The organism is Pseudomonas sp. LFS044, from assembly GCF_047978245.1.
In the GTDB taxonomy this organism is placed as follows: Bacteria; Pseudomonadota; Gammaproteobacteria; order Pseudomonadales; family Pseudomonadaceae; genus Aquipseudomonas.
In genome coordinates this window covers 16,559-33,593 of sequence record NZ_JBFPFX010000001.1, presented here as the reverse complement: position 1 = coordinate 33,593, position 17,035 = coordinate 16,559, and the positions used below count along the sequence as shown (strand labels likewise).

Sequence of the window (17,035 nt, the reverse complement as noted above, 5' to 3'; positions counted from 1 at the left end):
GGTTTGCCGAATTCCTCGGACGTCATCTCACCCAGGTAGGACAAGCTGCTCAGAATTGCATTGGGTTCAGCCCCGGCAATCTTTCGAGCTGCGACAATCGGGTAAGCAATGACTGCTATTGGCCGATTTCTGCCCGTCGCGAAGGGCAGCTGTGGGTCGAAAACGGCCATTCAAGATTCACCGCACCGAGCATCTGACCATTAACCCATAGAGTTAAACAGACCTGAACAGCCCTACTCACGAATTCTGATGTGCTAACCAGCACGCGAAATTCGATCAACATCTGGGTGGGGCAAAAAGTGGGGCAAAATTGCCGACCAGTTAAAATCGATCAGGCATAAAAAAATCCAGTCACCGCTAAGTGACTGGATTTTTTGGAGTTATTTGGTCGGGACGGAGTGATTCGAACACTCGACCCCTTGCACCCCATGCAAGTGCGCTACCGGGCTGCGCTACGCCCCGACTGGGCTTTGAAGCATGTTCTCAATGTTGCCGAGAACGTTGAAGAATGTACCCTAACCTTTTGATAAATGGAACCTTTTTTTTCAAAAAATTCCACTCATCGGAAAAGCCTACTTCTTCAACACCACCAACACATCCTCCAACTCAACAATCATCTGCCGAATCAGCTGCTTGTACTGGCTTGACTCATCCTTCACCTCATCACTGGAGAGCCGCAACCGCGCCCCGCCAATGGTGAACCCCTGGTCATACAGTAGCGCGCGGATCTGGCGGATCATCAGCACGTCCTGGCGCTGGTAATACCGCCGATTGCCCCGCCGCTTCACAGGGTTCAACTGCGGGAACTCCTGCTCCCAGTACCGCAGCACGTGTGGCTTTACGGCACACAACTCGCTGACTTCACCAATGGTGAAGTAGCGTTTGCCCGGTATGGGGGGCAGTTCGTCGTTATGGCTTGGTTCCAGCATAGGCCTCAACCCGGGCCTTCAACTTCTGCCCTGGACGAAAGGTGACGACGCGGCGAGCGGTGATCGGGATCTCTTCCCCGGTTTTGGGGTTGCGGCCCGGCCGCTGGCGTTTGTCGCGAAGGTCGAAGTTGCCGAAACCGGACAACTTGACCTGCTCGTTCTCTTCAAGTGCGTGCCGAATTTCTTCAAAAAACAGCTCGACCAACTCCTTGGCCTCACGCTTGTTAAGCCCCAGCTCCTCGTACAGCCTTTCGGCCATCTCAGCTTTCGTCAGAGCACCCATGCCGTTATTTCCTTAACGTGGTGTTCAACCTTTGTTCGAGCGAGGTGAGGATGTTTTGCAGGGTAGTGTTCACCTCATCGTCGTTAAGAGTGCGCGATGGATGCTGCCAGGTCAAGCCGACGGCAAGGCTTTTTCTATCAGGATCAATGCCTTTACCTTGGTAGACGTCAAACAGCCTGAGGTCTGTGAGCCATTCGCCTGCATTGTCACGAATTACTTCAAGCACCGCGTTAGAAGCTACATCACGTCCTGCGATCAACGCCAGGTCACGACGGGTTTCCGGGAACTTGGAGAGTTCGCTGAATTTCGGCAGGCGGCCTTCGACCACCTCAGCGAGCACCAGCTCGAAGACGAACACCGGGCGGTCCAGGTCCAGGGCCTTGGCGACCTCTGGGTGAAGGGCACCGAGGTAGCCGACATCCTTGCCGTCGCGCTGGATCACAGCGGTCTGGCCGGGGTGCAGGGCTGGGTGTTTGCCGGCGGTGAAGGTGAAGTCGCTCAGGGCGCCGGAGTAGCCCAGCAGGGCTTCCACGTCTGCTTTCACATCGAAGAAGTCGATGCTGTCGCGACCGTTCGCCCAGCCTTCTGGCAGGCGGCTGCCGGTGACGACGCCGGCGATCATTGGCTGCTGCTTCAGGTCGCCGAGCTGGCCGACGAAGCGCAGGCCGCTTTCGAACAGGCGCACGCGGTCTTGCTGGCGGTTGAGGTTGTGCTGCATGGCTCTGACCAGGCCCGGCCACAGCGAGGCGCGCATCGCGGCCATGTCGCTGGAGATCGGGTTGGCCAGCAGCAGGGGCTCTACGCCTGGGCTGAATAGTTCGAACAGCTTCGGGTCGATGAAGCTGTAAGTGATGGCTTCCTGGTAGCCGCGCGCGACCAGCAGGCGGCGCAGGTTGGGCAGCTCGCCGCGGGTTTCTGGCTTGGCGGTGGGGGCCAGGCGCGCCTGCGGGTAGCGGACCGGCAGGCTGTTGTAGCCGTACAGGCGGGCCAGCTCTTCGATCAGGTCGACTTCCAGGCTGATGTCGAAGCGGTGGCTTGGAACCTTGACGGTCCACTGCCCTGCCCCGTCTGCTGTGGTGGTCAGCTCCAGGGCATTGAGCATCTGCTCGACCTGGGCGGCGTCCAGCTCCATGCCGAGCATCTGGGTGATGCGTTCGGCGCGCAGGGTCACCGGGGCGACTTGCGGCAGGTGCTGCTGGCTGACGGCTTCGACGATGGGGCCGGCTTCGCCGCCGACGATCTCGAGGACCAGCGCGGTGGCGCGCTCCATGGCTTCGCGGGCCAGCTGCGAGTCGACGCCGCGCTCGTAGCGGTGCGAAGCATCGGTGTGCAGGCCGTAGGAGCGGGCCTTGCCGGCAACGGCGATCGGCTCGAAGAAGGCGCTTTCGAGGAACAGGTCGCGGGTTTTTTCGGTGTTGACGCCGCTGTGCTCGCCACCCATCACGCCAGCAATGGCCAGGGCGCGGGTGTGGTCGGCGATCACCAGGGTGTCGGCACGCAGGGCCACTTCCTGGCCGTCGAGCAGGACGAGCTTCTCGCCCTCTTCAGCCATGCGCACGCGGATACCGCCGTTAATTTCGGCGAGGTCGAAGGCGTGCATCGGCTGGCCGAGTTCGAGCATCACGTAGTTGGTGATGTCGACGGCGGCGTCGATGCTGCGCACGTCGCTGCGGCGCAGGCGCTCGACCATCCACAGCGGGGTCGGCTTGCTGAGGTCGACGTTGCGGATGACCCGGCCCAGGTAACGTGGGCACACGGCCGGGGCAGAAACTTCGACCGGGCGCACTTCGTCATGGGCAGGCGCTACGGCCGGGACCACCGGGCGGGTGACCGGGACGTTGTACAGGGCGCTGACATCGCGGGCCAGGCCAGCCAGGGACAGGCAGTCACCGCGGTTCGGGGTCAGGCCGATCTCGATGCTGGCGTCGTCCAGGCTCAGGTATTTGCGAATGTCTTCGCCAACCGGGGCGTCGGCGGCCAGCTCCAGCAGGCCGTCGTTTTCTTCGCTGATCTGCAGCTCAGCCGCCGAGCACAGCATGCCGAAAGACTCGACGCCGCGCAGTTTGGCTTTCTTGATCTTGAAGTCGCCCGGCAGTTCGGCGCCGATCATGGCGAACGGGATTTTGATGCCCGGGCGCGCATTGGGGGCGCCGCACACCACCTGGAAGGTTTCCTGGCCGCTGCTCACCTGGCAGACGCGCAGCTTGTCGGCGTCCGGGTGTTGTTCGGTGGCGAGGATTTCGCCAACGACGATGCCGCTGAACTGGCCGGCAGCGGGGGTTACGCTGTCGACTTCGAGGCCGGCCATGGACAGGCGGGCAACCAGTTCGTCACGGGAGACTTGCGGGTTTACCCAACCGCGCAGCCACTGTTCACTGAATTTCATGCTGTTCTCCTAGAAGTTGCGTCGATTGGGCCTAGCGGAATTGGGCTAAGAACCGCAGGTCGTTGTCGAAGAACAGACGCAAATCGTTGACGCCATAGCGCAGCATGGCCAGGCGCTCGGCACCCATGCCGAAGGCGAAGCCCTGGAACTCTTCCGGGTCGATGCCAGACATGCGCAGCACGTCCGGGTGCACCATGCCGCAGCCCAGCACTTCCAGCCAGCCGGTCTGCTTGCACACGCGGCAGCCTTTGCCGGAACACATCACGCACTGGATATCGACTTCGGCGGACGGCTCGGTGAAGGGGAAGAACGATGGGCGGAAGCGCACTTCCAGTTCTTTTTCGAAGAACACGCGCAGGAATTCTTCGATGGTGCCCTTGAGGTCGGCGAAGTTGATGTCACGGTCGATCAGCAGGCCTTCGACCTGGTGGAACATCGGCGAGTGGGTGATATCCGAGTCGCAGCGGTATACACGGCCTGGGCAGACAATGCGGATGGGCGGCTGGGTGGACTCCATGGTCCGCACCTGCACCGGCGAGGTGTGGGTGCGCAGCAGCATGTTGGCATTGAAGTAAAAGGTGTCGTGCATCGCCCGGGCCGGGTGGTGGCCAGGGATGTTGAGCGCTTCGAAGTTGTGGTAGTCGTCTTCGACCTCAGGGCCTTCGGCGATGCCGTAGCCGATGTGGGTGAAGAACTGCTCGATGCGCTCGAGAGTACGGGTGATCGGGTGCAGGCCACCGGTGGTCTGGCCACGGCCTGGCAAGGTCACATCAATGCATTCGGCGGCCAGGCGAGCGCTGAGCTCGGCCTCTTCAAAGCCTGCCTTGCGTGCGTTGAGCACTTCGGTGACGCGCTCTTTGGCGTCGTTGATCAGCGCGCCGACTTTCGGCCGCTCTTCGGCTGGCAGGTTGCCCAGGGTCTTCATCACCTGGGTCAGTTCGCCTTTCTTGCCGAGATACTGAACCCGGATCTGTTCCAGGGCATTGATGTCTTCAGCGCGCTCCACTGCCTCAAGGGCTTGGGAGACCAGCGCGTCCAGGTTTTCCATGTACAGACTCCAGATACGAAAATAGGGGAAGAGCTTTGAAGGCTCTTCCCCTATCGATGACGTTTTACACCCGGCAGCACAACGCGCCGCCGGATGATTGTCGTGGGTACTTAAGCCAGAACGGCTTTAGCTTTCTCGACAATTGCAGCAAACGCCGCTTTTTCGTTCACTGCCAGGTCAGCCAGAACCTTACGGTCGATTTCGATCGACGCCTTTTTCAGGCCAGCAATCAGACGGCTGTAAGACAGACCGTTGGTGCGGGCACCGGCGTTGATACGAGCGATCCACAGTGCGCGGAACTGACGCTTCTTCTGGCGACGGTCGCGGTAGGCGTATTGGCCTGCCTTGATGACTGCCTGCTTGGCTACGCGGAAGACGCGCGAGCGTGCACCGTAGTAACCTTTAGCCAGTTTCAGAATTTTTTTGTGACGCTTACGAGCGATAACGCCGCGCTTTACACGAGCCATGAGTAACTTCCTCTATCTTTGACCAGAATTAACGAACGCGCAGCATGCGCGCGACTTTTGCGACGTCGGACGGGTGCAGCAGGCTGCTACCACGCAGTTGACGCTTACGCTTGGTCGACATTTTGGTCAGGATGTGGCTCTTGAAAGCGTGCTTGTGCTTGAAGCCGGTTGCCGTTTTCAGGAAACGCTTCGCAGCACCGCTCTTGGTTTTCATTTTTGGCATGTTGGAACTCCGCATTCGATAAAATTACACATAATCATCAGGCCTGCCGTGCCCGGGAGATTACTTCTTTTTCTTGGGGGCGATGACCATCATAAGCTGGCGTCCTTCCATCTTAGGATGCTGCTCAACGGTGCCGTATTCGGCGAGGTCAGCTTCGACCCGCTTCAACAGCTCCATGCCCAGCTCCTGGTGGGCCATCTCACGACCACGGAATCTCAGAGAGATCTTGGCCTTGTCCCCATCGGTAAGGAAACGTACCAGGTTGCGTAGTTTTACCTGGTAATCCCCATCCTCCGTCCCTGGACGAAACTTGATTTCTTTGATCTGGATCTGCTTCTGGTTTTTCTTGGCTTCGTTAGCCTGCTTCTTCTTTTCGAAGAGGTGCTTGCCGTAGTCCATGACCTTGCAGACCGGTGGTACCGCGTCTGCAGAGATTTCTACCAGATCCAGCTTCGCTTCATCAGCGATACGCAGCGCTTCATCAATCGAGACGATGCCAACCTGCTCGCCGTCTGCGCCAATTAACCGAACCTCGCGGGCCGAGATATTCTCGTTGATCGGGGCCTTCGGTACAGCACGCTTATCGTTTCTCATTTCACGCTTAATAGTCATTACTCCGATTCTTGGCGACCACGCCGGGAAACCGCTTGTGTCAGAAGCTCAGCGAATTGGGCGACGGGCATGGAGCCCAGGTCTGCGCCTTCGCGAGTACGCACAGCGACGGTTTGCGTTTCGACTTCGCGGTCCCCTATAACCAAAAGATACGGGACCTTGAGCAAAGTATGCTCGCGGATTTTAAAGCCGATCTTCTCATTTCTCAAGTCCGACTTGGCACGGAAACCGCTACCGTTCAGAGATTTCTCAACCTCTAGGGCGAAATCGGCCTGTTTGTCGGTGATATTCATGATCACCGCCTGGGTCGGTGCCAGCCACGCCGGGAACACGCCCGCGTAGTGTTCGATGAGCATGCCGATGAAGCGTTCGAACGAGCCGAGAATAGCGCGGTGCAGCATTACCGGGCGCTTGCGCGCGTTGTCTTCGGCAATGTAGCTGGCGTCGAGGCGCTCTGGCAGGTTCGGGTCGTACTGCAGGGTACCGCACTGCCAGTTACGGCCGAGGCAGTCGCGCAGGGTGAACTCGATCTTCGGGCCGTAGAACGCGCCCTCGCCTGGCTGGTATTCCCACTCCAGGCCGGATTCGTTCAGGGCGTCGGCCAGTGCACCTTCGGCACGGTCCCACAGCTCTTCAGAGCCCACGCGCTTGGCCGGGCGGGTCGACAGCTTCATGGCGACGTCGGTGAAACCGAAGTCCTTGTACACGTCCAGGGTCAGCTTGATGAAGTCGGCGGCTTCTTTCTTCACCTGATCTTCGGTGCAGAAGATGTGCGCGTCGTCCTGCACGAAGCCACGTACACGCATGATGCCGTGCAGGGCGCCGGATGGCTCGTTACGGTGGCAGGCACCGAATTCGGCCAGGCGCAGCGGCAGGTCGCGGTACGACTTCAGGCCCTGGTTGAACACCTGCACGTGGCACGGGCAGTTCATCGGTTTTACCGCAAAATCGCGGCTTTCCGACGAGGTGGTGAACATGTTCTCGGCGTAGTTGGACCAGTGGCCGGAACGCTCCCAGAGGATACGGTCGACGACCTGCGGGGTCTTGATTTCCGAGTAGCCGTTTTCGCGCTGGACCTGACGCATGTACTGCTCGAGCACCTGGTACACGGTCCAGCCGTTGGCATGCCAGAACACCATGCCCGGGGCTTCTTCCTGTAGGTGGAACAGGTCGAGCTGCTTGCCGATCTTGCGGTGGTCGCGCTTTTCGGCTTCTTCGATGCGCTGGATGTAGGCGGCCAGCTGCTTCTTGTCAGCCCAGGCGGTGCCGTACACACGCTGCAGCTGCTCGTTCTTGGCATCGCCGCGCCAGTAGGCGCCGGACAGCTTGGTCAGCTTGAATGCCTTCAGGAAACGCGTGTTCGGCACGTGCGGACCGCGGCACATGTCGACGTATTCTTCGTGGTAGTACAGGCCCATGGCCTGCTCGTCGGGCATGTCCTCGACCAGGCGCAGCTTGTAGTCTTCGCCACGGCTCTGGAACACATCGATGACTTCGGCGCGCGGGGTCATCTTCTTGACGACGTCGTAGTCCTTCTCGATCAGCTGCTGCATGCGCTTTTCGATGGCCGCCAGGTCGTCAGGCGTGAAAGGACGCTCGTAGGCGATGTCGTAATAGAAGCCTTCGTCGATCACCGGGCCGATCACCATCTTGGCGGTCGGGTACAGCTGCTTCACCGCATGGCCGATCAGGTGGGCGCACGAGTGACGGATGATCTCCAGTCCCTCTTCATCTTTAGGGGTGATGATCTGCAGCTTGGCGTCGTGGGTGATCAGGTCGCAGGCATCGACCAGTTTGCCATCGACCTTGCCGGCCAGGGTGGCCTTGGCCAGGCCGGCGCCGATCGAAGCGGCAACATCGGCTACGGATACCGCGTGATCAAACGCGCGTTGACTGCCATCGGGAAGAGTAATAATGGGCATGGCGCCTCCTCTCCTAGTGGTGACCCCTACCAAAGGTCACGTGGGTTGGGATGAGCCAGTACAAGATCCGACCTGCCTTCCTTATAGAGAAGCCTGCCTCACAGTGGCAGAAGCCTTTCGGCTTGCCAGGGGGACCTGAGTGACTGGAAAGTAAAAAGATAGCTGCACGCTGCAACAGTGCAGGTGCAAGCCGGGCATGCTAGCACGCGGGTTGCACCCGGGCGCAGAAATATTTGGAAATTACATGCTGGCGGTGAACTTACGCGGAAAAATTCCGATCAGACTTTGGGAAGCAACCTACTCTTGTTGAGACCTTGACCCAAGGAGTAACCGGTTATGCGAGTTCAGTCTCTTCTGGCCCTGGCGGCCGCTGGCGCCCTGCTGCTGCCTGTGGCTGCGACCGCTGGCAACTTCCCTGCCGGCAAGGAGGGTGCCTACATGGCTCAATGCCAGCAAGTGGCGGGCGCTCAAGGCGTCGACGCCGCGACTGCGCAAAAACACTGCAGCTGTGGCGCACAGGCCATCAAAAAGAATTTTACCGATAAGGAGATCGAAGACCTCGACAGCAAGGACGGCGTTGACGCCAAACTGATGCAAAAGGCCCAGACCGTGGTGCAGCAAAGCTGCAAACCAAAATAGCTGAGGCCCTGAAACCGGGGGTTGTGCGCCTTTATTTGCGCTAGATCATCATCTATCGAATGTAAAAGGCGCTAGATCCGCAGAATTAGACTATGATGTCACCTGTGCCAGGCAGCTCAGGCGTCTGTGGCACTTCGAAAAATATCAAGTTTCTGGAGATTCATCCCATGTCCAATCGCCAAACCGGCACCGTCAAATGGTTCAATGATGAGAAAGGCTTCGGCTTCATCACCCCACAAGGCGGCGGCGACGACCTGTTCGTTCACTTCAAGGCCATCGAATCTGACGGCTTCAAGAGCCTGAAAGAAGGTCAGCAAGTTTCCTTCGTCGCCGAGCGCGGCCAGAAGGGCATGCAGGCTGCACAGGTTCGTCCGGAGTAATTCGGAAGCTGTAAAAAAACCCGCCCTGGTGGCGGGTTTTTTTATGGGCGCAGATTAACGATCAACCGCAGTTGACGCGCGTCACTACACCCTGCTCATTCACGTTCAGGTTCAAGCGCTCCGAGCGGTATTCCAGGGTTACCACGTCGTGCGGCTTGAGGATACGCGCCATCTGCGAGCCACTGGCCTTGCGCGCCTGCTCGAGCAGGTCGGCACTGCCCTGCTTGCCGATGGCAAAATCGGCGCCACTGGCCTCGCAGCGGCCGTCATTGCCAGCGGGCGCCGCCGCGGCGCTGCCACCATCAGATTTGCCACCAGTGCTGCAACCAGCCAGCACAGCAGCGACCAGCAAGGTTGCCAGGGAAGCACGGGTACGGAACATGAATCCTCCTAAAATCGATCTGGGAACTGCCTTGATCGGACACTTCCCGCATGAATTCGTTGCAAAACCGCTCAAGTCTGCCTGAACTGGCCGGCACAGGCGCAAGCCAATCGTGACTGGATTTTGCGAGTAGGCCCTGATGCCTGGTTAGCTTCGCAGGTTTTTTTATGCTTAAGTCGCACACCCATTGACGCAAAGTCATGATTTACTTTAAGAAGTGAAGGCATAATGCCTGCTTCGAACACCAGGGTCAGGTGTTCGCCCCTCCGCCCCGGGCCGCACACGAGAGCCTTTCATGAACCACCACATCGACGCCGATATCAAGGTCAAATGGGACGAGGGCCAGAGCGCCTACAGCCCCAGCACGCCAGAAGAACTGCTTTTGATCGCCATGGACCTGCTGGTGCGCGACCGCGGCAGCGAGGCGGCGCGCAGTTTCATCGACCAGGTATTCGAGCGCTACGCGCCGCACCCCGCTATTGCAGTCGAGCCAGGCGCGCGCTGAGCAGGTCGAAAAAGCCCTGTGCGTCCCCCTCGCCTACCCACGTGACATTGGCCGGCTGCTTGAGCACGCCGTACCAGTCGGCGACGGTCTGCCCGAAGGTCGGGCCTTCGCGGCTGTCGACGCTCATGTGGATACGCTTGCCACTGAACAGCTCGGGCTTGAGCAGGTAAGCGATGACGCTGGCGTCATGCACCGGGCCACCGGGCAGGCCGTACAGCGCCATGTCGTGCTTGATGTACGCATTCAGGATATCCACCACCCGCTTGCTGGCCTGGTTGTTCACGGCTGCCAGCTGCTTGAGGCGGGCGTCGCTGGTCAACAGCTTGTGGGTGACGTCCAGCGGCAGGTAGGTCAGCGGCACGCCGCTGGCCAGCACGACTTCGGCGGCATGCGGGTCGGCGTAGAGGTTGAACTCCGCTGCCGGGGTGATGTTGCCACCGTTGAAGTGCGCACCCCCCATCACCACGACTTCCTTGATGCTTTTGGCGATTTCCGGGCGCTGGATGAGGGCCAGGGCCAGGTTGGTCTGTGGGCCGAGCATGGCAATGGTGATGCTGTTCGGTTTGGCGGCGCCCAGGGTGTCGACCAGGTATTGCACGGCATTGCCTTGGGCCAGGGGCTGTTTCGGCTCATGCACGGGGACGCCGGTCAAGCCTTCCTCACCGTGTACTTCGGCTGCGTAGATGGGCGCGCGCACCAACGGGCGCCCTGCCCCGGCGTATACCGGGATGTCTTCGCGGCCGGCCCATTCGCGGGCCAGGCGGGCGTTGCGCGAGGTCTTGTCCAGGCGCACGTTGCCGGCGACGGTGGTGATGGCGCGGATGTTGAGTTCGTCCGGCGAGGCCATGGCCAGGAACAAGGCGACCACATCGTCGGCGCCAGGGTCGGTGTCGATGATCAGCTCACGCGGGGCGGCCTGGAGCGTGGTGGTGGCGGCTGCGGCCATGAGGGTGAGTCCTTGTAGCAGGGGTTTGAGCATGGGGCACTCCTGTTGCCTTGGTGGTGGATCCATTGGGGCCGCGTTGCGGCCCATCGCCGGCAAGCCGGCTCCTACGGGTGCGGTACAGGCCTGCCGGTAGCGGTGCACCTGTAGGAGCTGGCTTGCCGGCGATCGAGGGCGGCAGCCCTCGGCTCTAGAAAGTCACCCCGGAAATCAGGGCAATATTGCTGTAGGGCTGGCATTCGCCGGTACGCACCACGGCACGGGCGCTGCGTGACAGCTCTTTGAATGCCTCGTGGCTCAGCCATTCACGCTTGCCCAGCTTGCCGCGCAGCCGCTCGATCTCGACCAGCGCGGGCGGCACCACCTTTTGCATCTCTTCGGCCAGCACATGCCGCTCCACCTGCATTTCGCTGAGCACGGCGCGCAGCACGCTGGCGAAATCGGGGATGCCCGGGGTCAACGCCAGGTCGATCAGCTCCACACCTGGCGGCACCGGCAGCCCGGCATCGCCGATGACCAGAATGTCGCCATGGCCCAAACCGGCGATGGTCCGCGACAACGCGATATTCAACAGCGCGGTCTTTTTCATGGGGTCAGCTCCGCCAGGGTCGGGATCGATGGCTGGGCACCGGCGCGGGTCACGGACAGCGCGGCGGCGCGCTGGCCAAAGGTGATCGCTTCGCCCTCTTCCAAACCCCGCACCAGCGCTGCCGCGAAGCCGCCGACGAAGGTGTCGCCCGCCGCTGTGGTGTCCAGCGCCTTTACCTGTGGCGCCGGGAAATGCCGGCTGCCATCGCGGCTGACGAACAGCGCGCCCTGGGCACCCAGCGTGACGATTACCTTGCCGGCACCCAGCTGCAGCAGGCGCTCAGCGGCACGGCCGGCGCTGGCCAGGTCGTTGACCGGATGGCCCGTCAGTGCTTCGGCTTCGCTCTCGTTGGGGATGAGGTAGTCGATGTGAGCGAACCATTGCGCCGGCAGCGGGCCGGTGGCCGGCGCTGGGTTGAGAATGACTGTCTTGCCCAGTTCACGCCCCCGGGCGAGGGCCCACGCCACTGTTTCGGCTGGCACTTCCAACTGGCAGATAATCACCTCTGCCGCCTGCAGCAATGCATCGAAACGCTGCACGCAAGCCGGCGCGAGCTGGCCGTTTCCGCCCGGGATGATGACGATGCAGTTCTGGCTGGCGGCATCCACGGTAATCAGCGCCACGCCACTGGAAACACCTGCGCATACGCCTACCGCCTGGCAATCGATGCCTTCCACTTCCAAGGCCTTGCGCAGCTGCTCGCCGTAGGCGTCATCCCCCACGTTGCCCACCATCGCCACATCAGCACCCAAGCGCGCCACGGCCACGGCCTGGTTGGCGCCCTTGCCGCCGGGCACGGTGAAAAAGCTTTCGCCGGCCAGTGTTTCTCCCGCACGTGGCAGCCGCTCTGCGCGGGCCACCAGGTCCATGTTGAGGCTACCAACCACTACTACCTTGGTACTCATGAACATTCCTTAGCGGTAATCGTTGAACAGGTCCGGGCGTGGCCCGGTGGATTCGCGCAGCACGATGCGCGGGGCGACGATGCGCTGCTCGGCGGCATCGCGCCGGGGCGTGCTGATGCGCGACAGCAGCAGCGCCGCAGCGCTTTCGCCAAGCTCACGGATCGACTGGCCCACGGTGGTCAGCGGCGGGTACACGTAGCGGCTCAGCTCGATATCGTCAAAACCGATCACCGACAGTTCGCCGGGCACGCTGATGTTGCGCTCGGCGGCGGCACGCAACACGCCGAAGCCAATCATGTCGTTGCCGGCGAAGATCGCCGTGGGCCGCTTGCCGTCGAGCAGCTGCGCTGCCGCCATATGGCCGCCAGGGCTTGTGAAGTCGCAGTGCAGAACGTGATCGCCCTCTACAGCCACCTGCGCTTCGGCCATGGCGCGGTGGAAGCCGGCCAGGCGCAGCTGGCTCACGCCGGTTTCGGCGGGGCCGCCGATATAGGCGATATCGCGGTGGCCAAGCTGCAGCAGGTGCTGGGTGGCCAGATACGCGCCGTGCTCGTGATCAATGCGCACCAGGTCGGCGTCGACGCCCTCCAGTTCGCGGTCGACGATGACCATCGGCGTACGCACCCCGGCCAGGCTTTGCAGCAGGTCGCTGTCCTCGCCCACCGAGGCAACCACCAGGCCGTCGATGCGCTTTTCCAGCAGCACGCGCAGGTAGCTGCGCTGCTTCTGCGGGTTGTCGTCGGAATTGCACAAGATCACGCAGTAGCCGTTGCGCTCACAGGCGTCCTCGATACCCCGCGCCAGCTCGGCGAAGTACGGGTTGACGCTGTTGGGCACCAGCAAGCCGATGGTGGCCGTGGTACGCGCCTTGAGCGAGCGCGCCACGGCGCTGGGCACATAATCGAGCTCGACGATGGCCGCTTCGACTTTCAGCCGCACCTGTTCGCTGACCGGGCGGGTCTTGTTCAGTACATGGGACACCGTGGTGTAGGAAATACCCGCGAGTGCCGCGACGTCTTTGATGGTTGCCATGTTTTTATCAGTTCCGCCGGCCTGCACGCCGGCTACGGTAGGTGTCGAGCACCACGGCGATGACGATGACCGCCCCGGTGATAATGCGTTTTGTGGGTTCCGATGCGCCGATCTGCGCAAGGCCTGCGGCCAGCACCGAAATGATCAGCACGCCGAAGAAGGTGCTGATCACCGACCCGCGCCCGCCCATCAGGCTGGTGCCGCCGATGACCACGGCGGCGATCACCTGCAGCTCCATGCCGGAGCCTGCATTGGGGTCAGCCGCTTCAAGGCGCGAGATCTGGAACAGCGCGGCCAGGCCTGCCAGCAGGCCCATCAGGGCGAACACCAGCACCTTGTAAGGGCGCGGGTCGATGCCGGCCAGGCGCACGGCTTCTTCGTTGGTGCCGATACCGATCAAGTAGCGGCCGAACACGGTGCGGGTCAGCACCAGCTGGGCGAGGATGATCACCAGCAGGGCGATGATGAACGCCGGCGAAATGCCGAAGGCGATCGGGTTGGAGAACCAGGCGTAGGCATCACCGATGTAGGCGGTGCGCGAGTCGGTGAACTGGTACGCCAGGCCCCGGGCCATCTCCAGCACACCGAGCGAAACGATGAACGACGGGATGCGCCAGGCCACGGTGACCGCGCCGGTGATGCTGCCAGCCAGTGCGGCGATGGCCATGCCAAGCAAGGCAGCGGGCAGCACGCCCCAGCCCCAGCCGAGGATCGCCACGCTGACCGTGGAGGCGGCCAGCGCCAGCACCGAGCCGACCGACAGGTCGATGCCGCCAATGATCAGCACGAAGGTCATGCCCACCGCCAGCACCATCAGGTCGGGGATCTGGTTGGCGATGGTGCTGAACGTCGCGTACGACCAGAAGTGGCTGCTGAGCAGCGAGAACAGCACGATCATGGCCAGCAAGGCGCCCGCCAGGCCCAGGTAGGTACCGATGCCGAAGTAGGTGCCGCTGCGGCGCGCAGGTGTGGCGGCCGGGGTGTCGAGAGGTGTGGTTTTCATGCATCCATCCTGGGGGCTGCGTCGTGCAGCAAGGCATCACGTTTCTGGTAGCCGGCGAACGCGGCGGCGAGGAGCTGGTCCTGGCTCCAGTGGTCACGCTCGAAGGTGTCGATCAGGCGGCCGGCGGACAGTACGGCAATGCGGTCGCAGATCAGCATCAGCTCGCGCAGGTCGCTGGACACCACCACCAGGGCCTTGCCCTGGCGCGCAAGTTCGGCCAGCAGGCCATAGATGTCGAACTTGGCGCCGACGTCGATGCCGCGGGTTGGCTCATCGAACAGCAGCACTTGGCAGTCGCGCTCCAGCCAGCGGCCGATCACCACCTTTTGCTGGTTGCCGCCGGACAGCTCGCCGACCGTTTGCGCGGCATTGGCGCTGCGGATACGCATGGCGTTGATCTGGCGTTCGGCCAAGGCCCTTTCCGCTTCGCCATCGACCACCCCGACGCGGGACAGCGCAGCGAGGTTGCCCAGGGCGATGTTGGCACTGATCGACTGCGACAGCAGCAAGCCTTCGCCCTTGCGGTCCTCGGTGATCAGGGCAATACCGGCCTTGACCGCTGCCTTGGGCGAATCGATGGCCACCTTTACCAGCGGCTGGCCGATTTCGATGCTGCCGCTGTCGGCGCGGTCCGCACCGAAAATTAGCCGCAGCAGCTCGGTGCGCCCGGCGCCGATCAACCCGGAGATGCCGAAGATCTCCCCTGCCCTGACCTGCAGCGACACGTCGCGCACTTTATCGCCGCGGCACAACCGGTCGACCTTGAGCAATGGCGCGCCAATCTGCCGGCGGCCCAGGTCAATGTGCTCGCCCAGTTCGCGGCCGACCATCAGGTTGACCAGCTCGTTGCTGCTGTAACGCTGTATCGGCTCGTCGCACACCAGCTTGCCGTCGCGCAGCACCACGATGCGCTGGGCCACGCGCTGGAGCTCTTCGAGGCGATGGGAAATGTAGACGATGGCCACGCCGCGCTGGCGCAGGCGTTCGATCTGGGTGAACAGCAGCTCAACCTCGCGGGCGGTCAGCATGGCCGTGGGTTCGTCGAAGATCAGTACATGGCAGTCGCCGATCAGGTTGCGGGCGATCTCGACCATCTGCTGGTGGCCAATGCCCAACTCGCCAACCGGGGTGTCCGGGTCGATGGCATCGAGGCCAACCTGGGCCATGGCGGCCGTGGCCAGCTGGCGCAGGCGCTTCTGGTTGACCCAGCCAAAGCGGCTGGGCAGGTTATCGAGAAACAGGTTTTCGGCGACGGTCAGGGTCGGCAGCAGGTTGAGCTCCTGCATGACCATACGCACACCCAGGCGTTCGGCCTCGCTGCGGCTGCCAGGCGCATAGGCTTGGCCGCGGAAGCTCATGTGCCCGGTGGTAGGCGTTTCCAGGCCGCTGATCAGCTTGGAAAGCGTGCTCTTGCCCGCGCCGTTCTCCCCGGTCAGGGCCAGTACTTCACCGGCGCGCAGGGCCAGGCTGACATCGCCCAGCACCGGTTGCGCGTAGCTTTTACCCAGGCCGTTGGCGGCGAGCAGTACTTCATTGGCCGTTACAGGCATGGCCATGTCTCCTGGCCGTCAAGGCTTGGTGATGAGTTCGACCGGGGTCTGGATGACGTTGTCGGCGTCCACGTCCGGCTTCTCGCCCTTGAGCATCTTCAGCGCCGCCTGGATGCCATACACCGCCTGCTGGCTGGCAGCCTGGTCGAGGGTGGCGAGCACGCGGCCATCCTTGAGCATCGGTTTGATGGCATTGATGTTGTCGTAGCCCACCACTTGCACCTGGCCGGTCTTGCCAGCGGCGCGCACGGCCGACACAGCGCCCAGGGCCATGCTGTCGTTGCCGGCCAGCAGGGCCTTGAGGTCGGGGTATTCGTTGAGCATCGAGGCGGCGACGGCGTTGCCCTTGTCAATTTCCCAGTTGCCGGACTGCACCGAAACGATCTTCATCTGCGCCGCCTCCATGGCGTCCTTGAACCCTGCGGTACGCTGCTGGGCGTTGGTGGTGGTCGGCACACCTTCGATAATGCCGACCTGGTCACCGGCCTTGAGCTTCTGCTTGGCCAGGTAATCGCCCACCAGGCGCGCGCCCTTGCGGTTGTCGGGGCCTACGAAGGGCACGCTGATGTTTTTGCTCTTGAGCACGTCGGGGTCGAGGCGGTTGTCGATGTTGACCACCGTGATACCCGCGTCCATGGCCCTCTTGATGACGGGCACCAGCGCTTTGGAATCGGCCGGGGCGATGATCAGGGCCTTGGCACCCGTGGCGATCATCTGTTCAACCATGCGGATCTGGTTACCGGTGTCGGTCTCGTCCTTGATGCCGTTGGCAACCAGGTCGAAATCGTTGGCGTGGTCTTTCTGGTAGGCCTTGGCGCCGTCTTCCATGGTGCGGAAAAATTCGTTGGCCAGCGACTTCATGACCAGGGCGACCTTGGGTTTTTCTTCTGCATGGGCGGCAGACAAAGGCAGGGCGAGTGACAGCGAAGAAATGACGGCGAGCGCCAGCAGACGACCGGGGAACGGCAGTTTCATGGGAGATGACTCCGAATCTTGTGGTTTTTATCGGATCGCAAACGTTTGCGTTGGCTAACTATGGAAACAGGACGTGGTTTTGTCAAATCCGTTTCGCTGCAGGGTGCTAGTCGCTCTTGGCGCAGATTATCCGAGATTTATCCGAAAAACCGAACGGTTTTTCCTATGCTTGTTCGGTGGAGCGAACGGATGGGGCCGCTATGCAGCCCAATCGCGGGCAAGCCCGCTCCTACAGGCATTGGTGTCGGCGCGGAATCAGGGG

19 protein-coding genes and 1 tRNA gene are annotated in these 17,035 nt (G+C 61.8%); 3 read left to right on the top strand and 17 right to left on the bottom strand.

What is annotated here, in order from left to right; genetic code table 11:
• Positions 1-385: 385 nt before the first annotated feature.
• The 9 genes from ACNQPL_RS00215 to thrS all read right to left on the bottom strand — a co-directional run bounded on the left by ACNQPL_RS00215 (position 386) and on the right by thrS (position 7,870).
• Positions 386-462, bottom strand: a tRNA-Pro gene (locus ACNQPL_RS00215).
• A gap of 110 nt (positions 463-572) precedes the next feature.
• Complete coding sequence (locus ACNQPL_RS00210; protein ID WP_008100384.1) at positions 573-929, bottom strand: MerR family transcriptional regulator; 357 nt, start codon at positions 927-929, stop codon at positions 573-575.
• A complete protein-coding gene (gene ihfA, locus ACNQPL_RS00205) occupies positions 910-1,212 on the bottom strand; it encodes an integration host factor subunit alpha (protein ID WP_003250679.1) in 303 nt (100 codons plus the stop codon). The genes ACNQPL_RS00210 and ihfA overlap by 20 nt, the downstream gene beginning before the upstream one ends.
• Positions 1,213-1,216: 4 nt before the next feature.
• Positions 1,217-3,598, bottom strand: a complete 2,382-nt coding sequence (gene pheT, locus ACNQPL_RS00200; RefSeq protein ID WP_416465110.1) for a phenylalanine--tRNA ligase subunit beta — start codon at positions 3,596-3,598, stop codon at positions 1,217-1,219.
• A 31-nt stretch (positions 3,599-3,629) separates the two neighbouring features.
• Positions 3,630-4,646: a phenylalanine--tRNA ligase subunit alpha gene (gene pheS, locus ACNQPL_RS00195; RefSeq protein ID WP_346612198.1), complete on the bottom strand. Its 1,017-nt coding sequence runs from the start codon at positions 4,644-4,646 to the stop codon at positions 3,630-3,632.
• A 110-nt stretch (positions 4,647-4,756) separates the two neighbouring features.
• Positions 4,757-5,113 (bottom strand): 50S ribosomal protein L20, encoded by a 357-nt coding sequence (gene rplT, locus ACNQPL_RS00190; protein ID WP_003250671.1) that lies wholly within the window; start codon positions 5,111-5,113, stop codon positions 4,757-4,759.
• Between the two features lie 28 nt (positions 5,114-5,141).
• Positions 5,142-5,336: a 50S ribosomal protein L35 gene (gene rpmI, locus ACNQPL_RS00185; protein WP_012313865.1), complete on the bottom strand. Its 195-nt coding sequence runs from the start codon at positions 5,334-5,336 to the stop codon at positions 5,142-5,144.
• A 60-nt stretch (positions 5,337-5,396) separates the two neighbouring features.
• Positions 5,397-5,948: a translation initiation factor IF-3 gene (gene infC / locus ACNQPL_RS00180; RefSeq protein WP_012052879.1), complete on the bottom strand. Its 552-nt coding sequence runs from the start codon at positions 5,946-5,948 to the stop codon at positions 5,397-5,399.
• Entirely contained in the window at positions 5,948-7,870 is a 1,923-nt protein-coding gene (gene thrS / locus ACNQPL_RS00175; protein ID WP_346612197.1) for a threonine--tRNA ligase, read from the bottom strand. The genes infC and thrS overlap by 1 nt, the downstream gene beginning before the upstream one ends.
• A 336-nt stretch (positions 7,871-8,206) precedes the next feature.
• Between thrS and ACNQPL_RS00170 the strand changes: the two genes are divergently transcribed.
• Positions 8,207-8,509 (top strand): hypothetical protein, encoded by a 303-nt coding sequence (locus tag ACNQPL_RS00170; protein ID WP_346612196.1) that lies wholly within the window; start codon positions 8,207-8,209, stop codon positions 8,507-8,509.
• 167 nt (positions 8,510-8,676) lie between these two features.
• Positions 8,677-8,889 (top strand): cold-shock protein, encoded by a 213-nt coding sequence (locus tag ACNQPL_RS00165; RefSeq protein ID WP_016499013.1) that lies wholly within the window; start codon positions 8,677-8,679, stop codon positions 8,887-8,889.
• 61 nt (positions 8,890-8,950) lie between these two features.
• Here the strand turns inward: ACNQPL_RS00165 and ACNQPL_RS00160 are convergent, their stop codons facing one another.
• Complete coding sequence (locus ACNQPL_RS00160) at positions 8,951-9,271, bottom strand: I78 family peptidase inhibitor (RefSeq protein ID WP_346612195.1); 321 nt, start codon at positions 9,269-9,271, stop codon at positions 8,951-8,953.
• Between the two features lie 295 nt (positions 9,272-9,566).
• On the opposite strand from ACNQPL_RS00160, the gene ACNQPL_RS00155 reads away from it, so the two are divergent.
• Positions 9,567-9,776, top strand: a complete 210-nt coding sequence (locus tag ACNQPL_RS00155) for a hypothetical protein (protein WP_346612194.1) — start codon at positions 9,567-9,569, stop codon at positions 9,774-9,776.
• Here the strand turns inward: ACNQPL_RS00155 and ACNQPL_RS00150 are convergent.
• From ACNQPL_RS00150 to ACNQPL_RS00120, 7 genes are all read right to left on the bottom strand, one after another.
• Positions 9,748-10,755: a nucleoside hydrolase gene (locus ACNQPL_RS00150; RefSeq protein ID WP_416465105.1), complete on the bottom strand. Its 1,008-nt coding sequence runs from the start codon at positions 10,753-10,755 to the stop codon at positions 9,748-9,750. The genes ACNQPL_RS00155 and ACNQPL_RS00150 overlap by 29 nt on opposite strands.
• Positions 10,756-10,909: 154 nt before the next feature.
• The gene (gene rbsD / locus ACNQPL_RS00145; RefSeq protein WP_416465103.1) at positions 10,910-11,308 is read right to left on the bottom strand and encodes a D-ribose pyranase; all 399 of its coding nucleotides are present in this window, start codon (positions 11,306-11,308) and stop codon (positions 10,910-10,912) included.
• Positions 11,305-12,213 carry a ribokinase gene (gene rbsK / locus ACNQPL_RS00140; RefSeq protein WP_416465101.1) on the bottom strand — a complete coding sequence of 303 codons (909 nt, stop codon included), beginning with the start codon at positions 12,211-12,213 and terminating at the stop codon, positions 11,305-11,307. The genes rbsD and rbsK overlap by 4 nt, the downstream gene beginning before the upstream one ends.
• A gap of 9 nt (positions 12,214-12,222) precedes the next feature.
• Positions 12,223-13,245: a LacI family DNA-binding transcriptional regulator gene (locus tag ACNQPL_RS00135; protein ID WP_416465099.1), complete on the bottom strand. Its 1,023-nt coding sequence runs from the start codon at positions 13,243-13,245 to the stop codon at positions 12,223-12,225.
• A gap of 7 nt (positions 13,246-13,252) precedes the next feature.
• Positions 13,253-14,248, bottom strand: a complete 996-nt coding sequence (locus tag ACNQPL_RS00130; protein WP_346612189.1) for an ABC transporter permease — start codon at positions 14,246-14,248, stop codon at positions 13,253-13,255.
• Positions 14,245-15,798, bottom strand: a complete 1,554-nt coding sequence (locus ACNQPL_RS00125) for a sugar ABC transporter ATP-binding protein (RefSeq protein WP_346612188.1) — start codon at positions 15,796-15,798, stop codon at positions 14,245-14,247. Before ACNQPL_RS00125 ends, ACNQPL_RS00130 begins: the two co-directional genes overlap by 4 nt.
• A gap of 18 nt (positions 15,799-15,816) precedes the next feature.
• Positions 15,817-16,773, bottom strand: coding sequence for a sugar ABC transporter substrate-binding protein (locus tag ACNQPL_RS00120; protein WP_416465096.1), 957 nt, complete (start codon positions 16,771-16,773; stop codon positions 15,817-15,819).
• Between the last annotated feature and the right edge of the window lie 262 nt (positions 16,774-17,035).